This window comes from Saccharothrix hoggarensis (assembly GCF_052936025.1).
The window spans coordinates 2,116,486-2,129,501 of the sequence record NZ_CP193624.1; the positions used below are offsets into that span (position 1 = coordinate 2,116,486).

Annotated in this window: 14 protein-coding genes; 10 read left to right on the plus strand and 4 right to left on the minus strand. The window is 73.8% G+C overall.

The genetic code is table 11. The annotated features are described in order from the left end of the window. The first annotated feature begins 116 nt into the window (after positions 1-116). From ACRAKH_RS10250 to ACRAKH_RS10265, 4 genes are read left to right on the plus strand one after another with little or no spacing between them, the layout of a single operon-like run. On the plus strand, positions 117-596 hold the full coding sequence (locus tag ACRAKH_RS10250; protein WP_380725419.1) for a DUF2975 domain-containing protein: 480 nt from the start codon (positions 117-119) through the stop codon (positions 594-596). Beyond that, on the plus strand, positions 596-853 hold the full coding sequence (locus tag ACRAKH_RS10255; RefSeq protein WP_380725421.1) for a helix-turn-helix domain-containing protein: 258 nt from the start codon (positions 596-598) through the stop codon (positions 851-853). Before ACRAKH_RS10250 ends, ACRAKH_RS10255 begins: the two co-directional genes overlap by 1 nt. Continuing rightward, positions 850-1,785, plus strand: a complete 936-nt coding sequence (locus ACRAKH_RS10260; RefSeq protein ID WP_380725423.1) for an ABC transporter ATP-binding protein — start codon at positions 850-852, stop codon at positions 1,783-1,785. The genes ACRAKH_RS10255 and ACRAKH_RS10260 overlap by 4 nt, the downstream gene beginning before the upstream one ends. Next, positions 1,782-2,570 carry a hypothetical protein gene (locus ACRAKH_RS10265; protein ID WP_380725425.1) on the plus strand — a complete coding sequence of 263 codons (789 nt, stop codon included), beginning with the start codon at positions 1,782-1,784 and terminating at the stop codon, positions 2,568-2,570. The genes ACRAKH_RS10260 and ACRAKH_RS10265 overlap by 4 nt, the downstream gene beginning before the upstream one ends. Positions 2,571-2,581: 11 nt before the next feature. Here ACRAKH_RS10265 and ACRAKH_RS10270 read toward each other — a convergent pair whose 3' ends face one another. Then, positions 2,582-3,685 carry a hypothetical protein gene (locus ACRAKH_RS10270; RefSeq protein WP_380725427.1) on the minus strand — a complete coding sequence of 368 codons (1,104 nt, stop codon included), beginning with the start codon at positions 3,683-3,685 and terminating at the stop codon, positions 2,582-2,584. A 207-nt stretch (positions 3,686-3,892) separates the two neighbouring features. On the opposite strand from ACRAKH_RS10270, the gene ACRAKH_RS10275 reads away from it, so the two are divergent. The 5 genes from ACRAKH_RS10275 to ACRAKH_RS10295 all read left to right on the plus strand — a co-directional run bounded on the left by ACRAKH_RS10275 (position 3,893) and on the right by ACRAKH_RS10295 (position 7,491). Continuing rightward, positions 3,893-4,528 carry a hypothetical protein gene (locus ACRAKH_RS10275; protein WP_380725429.1) on the plus strand — a complete coding sequence of 212 codons (636 nt, stop codon included), beginning with the start codon at positions 3,893-3,895 and terminating at the stop codon, positions 4,526-4,528. Positions 4,529-4,546: 18 nt separating this feature from the next. Further along, entirely contained in the window at positions 4,547-5,023 is a 477-nt protein-coding gene (locus tag ACRAKH_RS10280) for a YcxB family protein (protein ID WP_380725432.1), read from the plus strand. A gap of 152 nt (positions 5,024-5,175) precedes the next feature. Beyond that, positions 5,176-6,132 (plus strand): cyclase family protein, encoded by a 957-nt coding sequence (locus tag ACRAKH_RS10285; RefSeq protein ID WP_380725434.1) that lies wholly within the window; start codon positions 5,176-5,178, stop codon positions 6,130-6,132. Between the two features lie 352 nt (positions 6,133-6,484). Further along, the gene (gene msrA, locus ACRAKH_RS10290) at positions 6,485-6,988 is read left to right on the plus strand and encodes a peptide-methionine (S)-S-oxide reductase MsrA (protein WP_380725436.1); all 504 of its coding nucleotides are present in this window, start codon (positions 6,485-6,487) and stop codon (positions 6,986-6,988) included. Beyond that, positions 6,967-7,491, plus strand: coding sequence for an MOSC domain-containing protein (locus tag ACRAKH_RS10295; RefSeq protein WP_380725438.1), 525 nt, complete (start codon positions 6,967-6,969; stop codon positions 7,489-7,491). Before msrA ends, ACRAKH_RS10295 begins: the two co-directional genes overlap by 22 nt. Positions 7,492-7,497: 6 nt before the next feature. On the opposite strand, the gene bla is transcribed toward ACRAKH_RS10295, so the two are convergent. Continuing rightward, on the minus strand, positions 7,498-8,442 hold the full coding sequence (bla, locus tag ACRAKH_RS10300) for a class A beta-lactamase (protein ID WP_380725440.1): 945 nt from the start codon (positions 8,440-8,442) through the stop codon (positions 7,498-7,500). 66 nt (positions 8,443-8,508) lie between these two features. Then, positions 8,509-9,150 (minus strand): GNAT family N-acetyltransferase, encoded by a 642-nt coding sequence (locus ACRAKH_RS10305; RefSeq protein ID WP_380725442.1) that lies wholly within the window; start codon positions 9,148-9,150, stop codon positions 8,509-8,511. A 151-nt stretch (positions 9,151-9,301) separates the two neighbouring features. On the opposite strand from ACRAKH_RS10305, the gene ACRAKH_RS10310 reads away from it, so the two are divergent. Further along, positions 9,302-10,258, plus strand: a complete 957-nt coding sequence (locus tag ACRAKH_RS10310) for a helix-turn-helix transcriptional regulator (RefSeq protein WP_380725444.1) — start codon at positions 9,302-9,304, stop codon at positions 10,256-10,258. A 265-nt stretch (positions 10,259-10,523) separates the two neighbouring features. On the opposite strand, the gene ACRAKH_RS10315 is transcribed toward ACRAKH_RS10310, so the two are convergent. Beyond that, the gene (locus tag ACRAKH_RS10315) at positions 10,524-12,761 is read right to left on the minus strand and encodes a hypothetical protein (protein ID WP_447009766.1); all 2,238 of its coding nucleotides are present in this window, start codon (positions 12,759-12,761) and stop codon (positions 10,524-10,526) included. Positions 12,762-13,016: the final 255 nt, after the last annotated feature.

The following is a 13,016-nucleotide window of genomic DNA, read 5'->3' on the forward strand; positions in this document are numbered from 1 at the left end:
GGCCGGGGGAGCCGGCGAACACCAAACGTCCATGATTTTTTAGGGTGCCGGCGACGCATGTTGCAGAACAGTAGGTATCGATTGACTTTCGATAGGTAGCGAGCGATACTCGATGCATGATCGCAGAGCATCGAGCGGTGGCCGCTCTCCGTGTGTTCCTCGTGGTGTTGTTCGGGGTGCTCGTGTTGTTCCAGGTGATGTCCCTTCCGGGGCAGTTCGCGCACATGGCGCGGCAGGACCCGGAGATGGCGTACCTGAGGTGGCCGGCGACGGTCGTGTCGGTGTTCTGGGTGCTGTGCGTGCAGGTGGTGATCGTGTGCACCTGGAAGTTGTTGACATTGGTGAAGAAGGACCGGATCTTCACCGAGGTGTCGCTGAAGTGGGTGGACGGGATCGTGTGGGCGATCGGCGCCGGCTGGGTCGTGCTGGCGGGGGTGTTCCTGTACGTCGGGTTCAACGCGAACGACCCGGGGTTGCCGCTGCTGCTGTTCCTGATGTCCGTCGGGGTCGCGGTGCTCGGGCTGCTGATGATCGTCATGCGCGCGTTGTTGCGGCAGGCCACGACGTTGCGGAGCGACATGGAGTCGGTGATCTGATGCCGATCGTGGTGCGGATCGACGTCGAGTTGGCCAAGCGGAAGATGAGCGTGGGCGAGTTCGCCGAGCTGGTCGGGCTCACGCCGTCGAACGTGGCGGTGCTGAAGAACGGTCGGGCGAAGGCGGTGCGGTTCAGCACGCTGGAGGCCATGTGCCGGGTGCTCGACTGCCAGCCCGGCGACCTCCTCGAATGGGTCGACGACGGGGACGGGACGTCCGGCGCGTTCGCCGACGCGGACGACGAGAGCCGCGGATGATCACGATCCGCGGGCTGACGAGGCGTTACGGCGACGTCCTCGCCGTCGACGACCTGAGCTTCGACGTCCAGCCGGGCAAGGTGACCGGGTTCCTCGGGCCGAACGGCGCGGGGAAGTCCACGACGATGCGGGTGGTGCTCGGCCTCGACCGGCCGACGTCCGGGACGGCGCTGGTGAACGGCCGGTCGTACGGGACGTTCGCCGAACCGCTCCGCGAGGTCGGCGCGCTGCTCGACCCCGGCTCGGCGCACCCCGGCCGCACCGCGCGAGCCCACCTGCGCGTGGCCGCCCGGACGAACGGCCTCCCGGCGCGCCGCGTGGAGGAGGTGATCGAACGGGTCGGCCTCGGCGGCGCGGCCCGTCGCCGGATCAAGGGCTACTCGCTCGGCATGCGCCAGCGGCTCGGGATCGCGGCGGCCCTGATCGGCGACCCCGGCGTGCTGGTGTTCGACGAGCCGGTCAACGGGCTGGACCTCGACGGCGTCCGGTGGATCAGGGGGCTGCTGCGGCAGCTCGCCGACGAGGGCCGCACGGTGCTGGTGTCCAGCCACCTGTTGAGCGAGATGGAGCAGATCGCCGACCGCCTCGTCGTCATCGGCCGCGGCCGGCTGATCGCCGACGCGACGACCGAGCAGATCCTCAGCGGTCTCGGGCACGTCCAGGTGCGCGTCCGCAGCGCGGAGTCGGACCGGCTCCTCGCCGAACTGCGCGGGCGCGGTTTCGAGGCCGAGCGCGTCGACGACCGCGAACTGCGCGTCGAGGACACGACGGCCGAGGCCGTGGGCGACCTCGCCCACTCCCTGCACCTCCCGCTCCACCACCTCTCCGAGGTGCGCCACTCCCTCGAAGGCGCCTACCTGGAGCTGACCAGCGGCAGCGTCGAGTACCACGGCAGTGAGCGGCAGTTCGCGTCGACCGAGGCGGCACGGTGACCGCCGCGTCGCGTGGCACCGAGGTCCACATAGGACGCCTGTTCGCCCGTGCGTGCGCCGCCGAGTGGACGCGGCTGTGGACCGTCAGGGCCACGTGGTGGTTCCTGGCCGCCGCGGCCGTGACGATGATGGGCATCGGCGCCATCGCCGGCTTCGAGGCGGCGTCGGACCCCGACCCGCCGCAGGGCGCCCCGGCGTGGTCGGCGGCCGGGATACCCGCCCTGCCGGGGCAGTTCGCCCTCCTCGCCCTCGTCCTGATCGCGGTGACGTCCGACTACGCGACCGGCGGGATCGTCCCCAGCCTGCAGTGGACGCCGCGCCGCGCCGTCCTCTTCCTGGCCCGCGTGACCGTGGCGGTGGCGACGGTGACGGTCGTCGGCACGCTGCTCGCGCTGGCCGCCGCCGTCACCGCCTTCACCGCGGCGAGCCCGCTGCTCAGCCTCCCGGTGGACGAGGGCGTGGACGTGCTGGCGACCGTCGCCTTCGTGTTCGCGGCCGGCTCCGCGTTCGCCGCGGGCCTCGGCTTCCTGCTCCGCAACACCGCCGGCGCCCTCGTCACGGTGTTCCTCGTGATGCTGGTCCTGCCGTTGATGCTGCCGAACTTCGGCTACGAGTGGATGTCCGCGCTCGCGGACCTCCTGCCGGGTTCCGGCGCGGCGTTCCTGCTGATCGGGGAGGTGCCGGGGATGACGCGGACGTCGTCGATGGTCACCATGCTGTGCTGGGCGGCCGGCGCGTTGCTGCTCGGCCGGCTGCGCCTGTCCCGCGACGACGCGAACCGCTGAGGCGCGCGAGGTCAACGACGGCGACTCGCGAACGCGCTCCGGAGCCGGCCGCCGACCTGGCGGCCGGCCACCCGGACGGGTTCGACCACCGAGACGCGCGCCCACCGCGCGCCCGTCACCACGGTCGCCCGCACCCACCGCGCGCCCGCCACCACCGTGGCCCGCCACACCCGCGCCACGACCCGTCCGACGGGCGCCAACACCGTGCGCCGGAGCCACTTCGCCGGGGTGACGACCAGCGCGCGGACCACCCGCACCGCCAACCGCCACAACGGCAGCGCCACCCGCGTCCCGGCCCACGCGCAGGCGTCGCGCACCACCCGCCCGAGCACCGCCAACACCCGCCCCACCCGCCGGAACGCCCACACGAGCGCCGCCGCGAAGAGCCGCACCACCCACCACACCCCGGCGCCGAGCGCCCGCACGGCCGGTGCCACCTTGTCCCGCCACAGCCACCGCGCCGGCGTCACGACCAACGTCCGGCCCCACACCACGACCACCCGCAGGAACCGGCCACCAGCCACCACCGCTACCCGCAGCCCTCGCCCCACATGCCCGAACAACCACCGCAACCCACGGCCGGCAGGCCGAGCCAGCGCCCCGCACAGCCAGAGGACCCAGCGGCCCAACCCCCGCAGCACCACGTCCACCGGCCGAACCACGAACCGCCCCAGCACCCCGCCGACCGCCCGCAGCCCAACCTCAAGCCCACGCCCGACCCACCGCAGCGCCGCCCCGACGACCCCAGCCACCCACCGCAGCCCGCCCCACAGCACCCGCGCGACCCACCGCAGTCCCGTCCCGAGGACGTGCGCGACCCACCGCAGCCCTGTCCCGAGGACGTGCGCGACCCACCGCAGCCCCGCCCCGAGCACTCGCGCCACCCACCGCGCACCGGCGCCGACAGGCCGAACCACCCACCGCCGCACCCCACCCCCGACCCGCCGCACCACTCCCCACAACGGCCGCAGCACCACCCGCCGCACCGCCCACCCGACAGCCCTGACCCACTCCCAGCCCACCCGAACCGGCACCACGACGACAAGAGCGACAACCCGCGCCACCCACACCGCCCACCGCGGCGGCTCGTCCTCGATGTCGTTCTCCTGGTTCACGTCGACTCGGACGCGCCCCGCCACGAGTCGGTGCCGTCCAAGAGGCGTGTGGGCTGAACAGACCACACGACGCGGGCCGGGTGGGGGATACGGTGCCGGTGACGTGCGGGTGGGGGCCGTGCGCGTCAACGTCCACTCCGCGGTGTCGGGGGTGCTTCCGGTCGGTCACGTCGTCCGCCCCTCGCGGCGGCTCAAGGAGATTCACCCATGCAGGTCAAAGGCACGTTGATCGCTGCCGTCGGGGTTGTCGCGCTCCTGGCGACGGCTTGTGGCGACACCACCGCGGGAACGGCCGCGCCCGTCGTCACGACGACCACGACCACCTCGGCGGACGAGACGTCCACCGCGTCGAGCGCTCCGACGACCAGCGCGAAGCAGTCCTCCGGGGACGCGGACGCCACACCTCCCGGCACGGTGTTGAAGATCGGCGATCGGGCCGTGGTGCCGTTCAAGTACGGCACGGACAAGGCAGGCACGATCGCGATCGTCGTCACGGCGATCGACAAGGGCGACAACGCCGACCTGGCCGCGTTCGGCGAGAAGGCCAAGGGCATCACGCCGTACTACATCCGGGTCTCCGTGGAGAACGTCGGCGGCACCGACCTGTCGTACAGCTCGCTGAGCCTGCGGCTGATGGGCGCGGACGGCCGGTCGACCGGTGTGATCATCAGCGGCGACACGGCCCAGTGCGAGTCGGAGACGGCGAAGAAGGACTTCACCACCGCCGGGGCGAAGTACGAGACGTGCGTGCTGCAGGGCACCCGCGAGGGCGCCGGCATCTCGGGCGCGACCTACGACAAGGGCGACGGCTACGACAAGTCGCCGATCACCTGGAAGCCGTGAGCCGACTAGCATCCACGGGTGCAGATCTCGATGTGGGTCCCGTACGACGAGCAGCGCCTGCGGCGCTCGGCCAGGTTCGTGCTGCGCTCCTCGATGACCCGCCTCCGGGTCGCCACGCTGGTCGTGGCGCTGTCCGGGGCCGCCGTCATGCTGCTCACGGACCTCGGCTCGCCCACGCTGCTGGGCGCGACCATCGCCGCCGCGTGCGTCGCCCTGGTGATGGAACCGGTCGCGGTGCGGCAGGTCGTGCGGACGCAGGGGGCGGTCATGCGGCCGGGCTACCAGATGACGCTGGACGACGCGGGCGTGGAGATGCGCGGCGCGGCGTTCACCACCCGGTTCGGGTGGCCGGCGCTCGAACGGATCGTGGAGCAGCCGGACGCGTGGTACCTGATGTTCGGCAAGATGCAGACGATGGTGGTGTACAAGGAGTTCCTGACGCCGGAGCAGGGGGCCGAGTTCTCCGCCTTCCTCTCTTGGCCGCAGCCCGCCTGAGCCGTCGACGTCGTGGAGCCGGCGGGGGTCGGCGGGACCTCACCGCCGTGTGGTCAACTCTGGACGGGTGGCGAGCCGCTGCCCGCCGATCCAGGGTCGGGCCGGTTCGGCCTCGCGCCGCGAACCGCGTGACCGGAGGAGACGATGCCGGGATGACGGCAGGGCGACCGATGCCCACGCAGGACGACGTGCTCGGGTACTTCGACACGCTGTCCAACTGGGGACGGTGGGGCGACGACGACGAGCGCGGCACGCTGAACCACATCACCGACGACGTCCGGCTGGCGGCGGCACGGGCCGTGCGCCACGGCCGGAGCGTGTCGTGCGCGTGGGAGGTCGCCGTGCCGGACGACATGGAGCGGTCGACGACGACGTGCCCGTGCGCCGCCGACATGCCGGGCGCCGAGAACATGCCGGTGGCCGGGTTCCACGCCGACCGCCGCTGGGGTTTCTCGTCCGAACGGCTCGGCATCACGTTCCACGGCAACACCGTCACCCACGTCGACTCGCCGTGCCACCTCTTCTGGGACGGCACGATGTACAACGGGCGGTCGCACTCGTTGGTCGACCCGGCGACGGGATCGGCGTGGGCGGCCGTCACGGCGGCGGCGGACGGGATCGTCACGCGGGGTGTCCTGCTGGACGTCGCGAGGGTCCGCGACGTGCGGTGGTTGGAGCCGGGGCAGGGCGTGTTCCCCGACGACCTGGAGGAGGCCGAGCGTCGCCAGGGCGTGCGGGTGCGGCCCGGTGACGCGGTGCTCCTGCGGACCGGCCGCGGCCGCGCCCGGCACGAGGTCGGCGACACCGGCGGGTTCACGCAGGCCGGCTGGCACGCGTCCTGCCTGCCGTGGCTGCGCGAACGGGAGGTCGCGCTGATCGGCGCCGACACGCCCCAGGACGTCCAGCCGTCGGGGTACGACGACGTGCTGATGCCGGTCCACGCCGTGGGCCTCGTCGCGATGGGGCTGTGGCTGCTCGACAACTGCGACCTGGAGGCGTGCGCGGCGACGGCGGCCGAGCTGGGCCAGTGGGACTTCCAGCTCGCGGTCGCGCCGGTCCGCTTCGCCGGCACGTCCGGCAGCCCGGTCAACCCGATCGCCACGTTCTGACCCCCTGACCGTCTGGGGCTTGATCAGCCCTGTGCCGGCCACGGGGTGCGGCGGCTTCACGACGCCGACGCGGCACAGCTCGGTCAGCGGACGGCGGCGCCGTGGAAGTGCTCCTCGCGCCACCCGGCGACGCCGGCCTGGACCGCCGCCGCCTCCTCCGCCGGAACCAGTCGAGCCCCACGAGCAGGTCGACCATCCAGCGGACCGTCATCTTGCCCGTGCCGCGGAGTGTGGCACCGGCCACCGAGAATCCCCGGCCGGTCGCGGGTCGTCGCCGTGCGGGGATGATGTGGGCGAGCGGGAACGTTCGGATGAACAGGCACCCGATCAGACCGAGGAGCGGAGCGACCACATGGCAACGGTGACCGAGAAGGCTGTTCTCGCGGGTGGGTGCTTCTGGGGCATGCAGGACCTCTTCCGCCGCCACCCCGGCGTCGTCTCGACCCGGGTCGGCTACACGGGCGGCGACGTCCCGAACGCCACCTACCGCAACCACGGCACCCACGCGGAGGCGATCGAGATCGTCTTCGACCCGGCGCAGCTGACCTACCGGCAGGTCCTGGAGTTCTTCTTCCAGATCCACGACCCGACGACCCGCGACCGCCAGGGCAACGACATCGGCGCCAGCTACCGCTCGGCGATCTTCTACGAGACCGACGAGCAGAAGCGGGTGGCGGAGGCGACCATCGCCGACGTGGACGCGTCCGGCAGGTGGCCGGGCAAGGTCGTCACCGAGGTCACCCAGGCGGGTGACTTCTGGGAGGCCGAGCCGGAGCACCAGGACTACCTGGAGCGTTACCCGAACGGGTACACCTGCCACTACGTCCGGCCCGAATGGCAGCTCGGCGAGCGGTGACCGCGACGGCGGACGTCGTGGCGCTGCACGTGTCGCCCGTGCACGCCTACGAGGGACGGCCGGCCGACGGCCCGCGGCCCGACCCGGAGCCGGTCTCCCGCGACCGGGTCGTGGTCCGGGCCGGCCTCGGCCTGGTGGGCGACCGCTACTTCAACCACGCCGCCCACCGGCGCGCGGCCGTCACCCTCTTCGCCGTCGAAGCGCTGGAGGACGTCGCCGCCGCGCTCGGGCTGGACGCCGTGCCGAGCCCGCTGGTCGTGCGGCGGAACGTCGTGCTGCGCGGGTTCGACGTGGACAGGCTCGCCCGGCACGACGTGATCAGCCTCGACTCGGGCGACGGCCCGGTGCGGTTCGAGGCGCACCGGCCGGCGAACCCGTGCGCGTGGATGAACGCCGTCATCGCGCCGGGGGCGTTCCGGGCGCTGCGTGGTCGCGGCGGGATGCGGTGCGTCCCCCTGGACGACGGGGTGCTGCGGGTCGGTCCGGTGACCGTGCTCACATGAGGGTGCTCACGTGAGGGTGGCGACGACGTGCGCGGCGGCTTCGGCGAGGAGCGCCTGGTCGGGCTCGGCGTCCGGCGAGGCCTTGCTGGACATGATCGCGATCACGAGCGGCGCGGAAGCCGGCGGCCACACGACGGCGATGTCGTTGGCCGTGCCGTAGTCGCCCGTCCCGGTCTTGTCGGCCACCGCCCAGCCCCGCGGCACGCCGGCCCGGACGCGCAAAGCGCCGGCGCGGGTGGCGTTGCGCTCCAGCAGGTCGCGGAGGAACGCCCGTTTGTCCGGTGACAGGGCGTCATCGAGCACGATCTTTCGGTAATCGGTCCCGATCGCGCGCGGTGACGTCGTGTCGCGGAGGTCGCCGGGGACGGCTCCGGTGATGTGCGGCTCGAACCGGTCCATCCGGGTGACGGTGTCGCCGAGGGCGCGCGCGTACGCGGTCAGCCCGGCCGGTCCGCCGAGGTCGCGGAGCAGCAGGTTGCCGGCGGTGCCGTCGCTGTGCCGGACGGCCGCGTCGCACACCCGCCGCATCGTCATCCCGGTCGCCACGTGCTCGCGGGTGACGACGGAACTGGGCATCAGGTCGTCCTCGGTGTAGGTGACGACCCGGTCGAGGTGCGACAGCGGGTCGCGGTGCAGGACCGCAGCCGCCGCCAGCCCCTTGAACGTCGAGCAGAACGCGAACCGCTCGTCCGCCCGGTGCTCGACGGTGGCCCCGGTGCCGGTGTCCAGCGCGTACACGCCCAGCCGGGCGTCGAACTCGCGTTCCAGCTCCGCCAGGCGGGCGTCCGGAGCGGGCGGCGGCGGAGTCGTGGTCGACGCGCTGGTCGACGCCGGAGCCGTGGGCGTCGAAGCGGTCGGCGCAGGCGCCTCGGCCTCGGCGCACCCGGCCACCGTGAGGACCGCGGCCCCCAGGAACGCGCGGCGGCTGACGGCTGGTCGCTGCGGTGTCACGTCATTCCCTTCGCCGGAGACGGGACGAGCTTCGCAGCACGGCGTTCGGCCCCGTCCGGGAGGTGATCACCCCGGCGGTGCGGCCGTCGCGTCGCCGCCGAAGTCGAGCCGCATCACGACCCGCCGCGGCGTCGGGTGGCTGACCTGGGTGAACCCGGCCTCCTCGAAGACCTGGCGGGCGCCGACGTGCAGCTCGCCCCACGTGATCTCCTTGCCCGGCTGGGTGATCATCGCGTACGCCTCGACCGCGCCGGCGCCGCGCTCGCGGGCGAAGTCGGCCGCGGCCTGGGCGAGGAAGTACGTGAGACCGCGACCCCGGTAGCCCTTGCGGACCGCGAAGCACGTCACCGCCCACACGAGGTCGTCGTCGCGGTCCTCGTCCCGACCCCGCCACGGGACGGGTGAGCCGCGCAGCTTCGGGTAGGCGGGCCGGGGTTCGACCGCGACCCAGCCCGCCGGCTCGCCGTCGACGTAGGCCACGAGCCCGCTGGTGGCGGCGTCCGGGTCGCCGCAGGCCGTCTGCTCGCGCAGCATCGCGGTCCGCTGCTCCTGCGTGCTGTCGCGCCAGATCCAGCCGGCGACCTTGAACCGCTGGCACAGGCACCGGCTCGGGTAGTCGGCGGCGCCGAACACGGCGGTGACGTCGTCCCAGGTCGCCCGGTTGGCGGGCGTCACGGTCACCTGCTCGGGGCGGATCGGCGTCTTCACGGCCGCCACCGCGGCCGGGGCGGTGTGGACGTCGGCGTGGTCGTCTGCCTGGTCCCGCGGCGGTGGCACCGGCTGCCGGTCTCGTCGTCGGTCATGGCTCGGACGGTAACGTCCATTCCGGACGTTCTGCTTCCGGAATTCGGGGAATGCCGTGACACCGCACCCGAGCCCCACCGCACGGGCGCTGCTCGCCCTCGAACTGCTCCAGGCCAACCCCGGCATCACCGCCGACCGGCTCGCCGACAAGCTCGGCGTCACGGAACGGGCCGCCCGGCGGTACGTCGGTGTGCTGCGCGAGGCGGGCATCCCCGTCGAGTCCGCCCGCGGTCCGCACGGCGGCTACCGCGTCGGCCGCGGCGTCCGGCTCCCGCCGCTCGTGTTCAGCGCCGCCGAGGCCCTGGGCCTCGTCATGGCCGTGCTGGACGGCCACCACGACGCCGGCGACCCCACCGACCCGGTCGGCAGCGCGCTCGGCAAGATCACCCGCGCCTTGCCCGAGGCGGTGGCCGCGCAGGCGGAGGCCATCCGCCGCGCCACCGCGCCCGCACCGGACCGTGCCGCCGCCCGACCCGACCCCGCCACCACGACGACCCTCGTGCACGCCTGCTCGAACCGCCGGCGGGTGCGGTTCGGCTACCGCTCCGAGGCCGGGTCGGAGTGGACCGCCGAAGCCGACCCGTGGGCGGTCGTCGTCCGGCACGGCCGGTGGTACCTGCTGTGCCGGTCCGTGGCCAAGGACGCCGTGCGCGCGTACCGGATCGACCGGGTCGGGTCGGTGGAAGTCCTCGGCGACACGTTCACCCCGCCCGCCGGCCTGGACCCGGTCGCCGTGCTGGAGGACCACCTCGCCACCGGGTGGGAGTACGACGTCGAGGTCGTCGTGGACGCGCCCGCCGACGCCTTGGCGCGCTGCCTGCCGCCGACCCTCGGCCGGCTCACACCGCTCGACGACGGGACGTGCCGCCTGGTCGGCAGCACGAGCAACCCGACCTGGTACGCCGAGCAGCTCGCCGTGATCCCGGCGGCGTACCGGATCGTGCGCTGCGCCGAGCTGCGAGAAGCCGCGCGGCTGCTCGGCCGTCGACTGCTGGCCGCGTCCGAGGGGTGAGTCCGGCGGCGTCCGCGGCCGCGTGGACCGCGCTTGGACCACCGCTGGACCGGACCGCTGGATGCTCACCGCGGTGGCGTCAGGGGAAGGTCGGCCGCGGGGGACCGGGCCGAGTCGGGGGGACGCCACCGCACGCGACGGCCGGGCTGACGACACGGTCTTCCACCTGTCGACCGCCCGGTCGCCGAGGCAGCGGGCACGTCCGCGCTCGACGGGGGTTCAAGGCCATGAGGGGTTGGCCTTGAATCCCCGCGCGCGGTGCGGGTCAGGGGTTGATCAGCCCGTTGAACCCGGCGTGCACGTCGGCGTCCGAGGCGGTCACGTAGACCTGGGACGGGGGACCGAGGTCCAGTGACGCGTGGCTGGTGTACGACAGGATCGCGGGGCAGCTGGCGCCGCCGATCTCGACCCGCGTGTCGGCCACCAACTGGCCGGTCCGCAGCTCGAAGACCCGGACCGGGATCGCGATCTTGTGGAACGTCACGTCCTTGCGGCCGCCGATGGCCACGTCGGCCTCGTACGGGCACGTCTGGACGGGCGCGCCGAACTCGGTCTCGCCGGCGCAGATCACCAGCACGGCCTCGGCGGCGTCGGGCGCCAGCCACTCGGCGGGCAGCTTGCCGGAGTACGTGGGGTTGCCGAAGACCATCGCGCGGTTCGGGCTCTGGGCGCGGTAGGCGGGAGCGCCGCTGTACGGGGCCGCGGTCTTGCAGTACGGCGGCTGGACGGTGCCGTGCGGCGCGGTCAGCAGGCGGCGCACGTTGGCGAGCTCGATCGCCAGGGTGGCCTTCCGGACGCCCTCCTCGGCCCTGGCGGCGAGTTCGTGGCCGGGGTACTCGTCGAGGAGCTGCTGGTAGCCGGCGCGTGCCTGCTCCCAGGCGTCGTCCTCCATGTGGTCGTCGGCGCACTGCACGATCGCCGCCGGGGCCAGGCGCGGCACGACGTCGGCGGCGCGGTCCAGCCCGTTGCCGCTCGCCTCGCGGTCGCGCAGCCAGTCGGTGATCTCGCGGGTGTCGCAGGCGGTGCTGATCGGGAGGCGGTCGAGGAAGCCGTTGAGCGACGTGTCGACCATCTTCTCGTGGCCGGGCAGGTCGGCGAGGACGGACGAGAGGCCCGTGAAGCCGGCCTCCAGCGCGGCCGTGTCGCCGCCCAGCGCGGTGTCGAGCCGTTCGCCGGCCTGGCGCAGCCGGTCGCACGCCTCGACCGTGTTGTCCCCGCGCGCCGCGAGCGGGGCGTTGGCGAGCTCGTGACCGGCCCACAGCCGGTCGAGGGCGGACAGCGCCCGCGCGCAGTCGCCGGCCTCGCGGGCGGCGGTCGTGTCGCTCTCGATCCGCGCCGCGTCCCAGCGCAGGAGGCCGAAGGCCAGGAGCACCGGAACCGTCACGGCCACCGCGATCAGCCGCTGCTTCTTCGCGCCGGTGACGTCTTGCCGCCGTGCGCGGGCCAGGTACCAGCCGTGGGCGATCATGGCGACCCACCACGCGAGCACCCCGATCTCCATCCACACCGACCGCGCGGTCGAGGTGAGGACGACGAGCAGGGCGAGGGTGACCAGGCCGGTGGCGGCGGCGATCCACTTGCGGCCCAGCATGACGTAACCGGCGCTGAGGAGCGACGCGTTGGCGAGCGCGACGGCGAGCGGGTCGCGGGGCGGCGGTGGCGTCCGCGGGACCGGGGGTGGCGGCGCCCAGGAAGTCGGTGCGGTGGGACCGTCTTGGTGCGGCCACCCGGACGGCGGGACGGGGTGCTGCTCCTGCGACCACCCGGTCTGCGCGGCGGTGTGCTGCTCTTGCGCCCAGCCGGAGGGCTGCGCGAACTGGTCCTGCGGCCAGGCGGTCGGCGAGGCGACCGGCTGCTCCTGCGACCACGGGGACGGCGGCGCGGCGGGCGGCGGGAAGTAGGGCCGGCCTGACGGCGAGGCGAGGGGCTGGTCCGGCGATGGCTCGGGGGACAGCGCCGAGGTCAGCGGCGACGACTCGGGGGGCGACGTGGGCGCGGCCTCGGCCGCCTGGGCCGGCGCGGACTCGAACGCCGGAGCGCGTGCCGGACCGGGAGCCGGCTCGGACGCCGGCTCCGGGGCGGCCTCGGGCTGGGGTGCCGGCTCGGCGGCGGCCTCGGGCGCGGGCGTCGACTCGGACCCCGACGCGGACGCGGGTTCGGGTGTCGGTTGCGGCGCGGGCTCGGCGGCGAAGGCCGGTGCGGTCTCGGAAGCCGGGGCGGGTGCCGGTTCGGACGTCGCTCCCGGTGCGTGCTCAGGCTGGGGCGCCGGTTCCTCGGCGGCCTCGGCCGGTGCGGGTGACGGCTCGGCTGTCGGTTCGGTGGTCGGTTCCGGCGCGGTGACCGGCGCGGTGGCTGACTCGGTGACCGACTCGGTTGCCGGGGCTGGGGTCGGCTCGGGGGAGGCCGGCGGGGAGGCCGGAGCCGGCGTCGGCTCGGAGGTCGGCTCGGAGGCCTGACCGGTGGCGGGGTCCGGTCTCGGCCCGGGCTGCGGCGGCTGCGTCATCGTGGTCCTTCCTCGGAATGCCGGCGAGGCGTTCCACCTTGTTGGGTACCGGAGCGGGGCGTGCGGCCGCAATGGAGCCGGCCGGTACGTGCCATCGCGCGCCGGCGGTCGTGTCCCCCGCCGAGTCGCCCCGGTCGTCCGCGGTGACGGAGCACGGGCCGTGGCGAGTGATCTAAGCACGCGTGGCTCGGCCGGGTGACCGGATTAGGCGGAAGTCCTGCCGCCGCACCAGCCTGGCCCGACGCGGCGCACTCG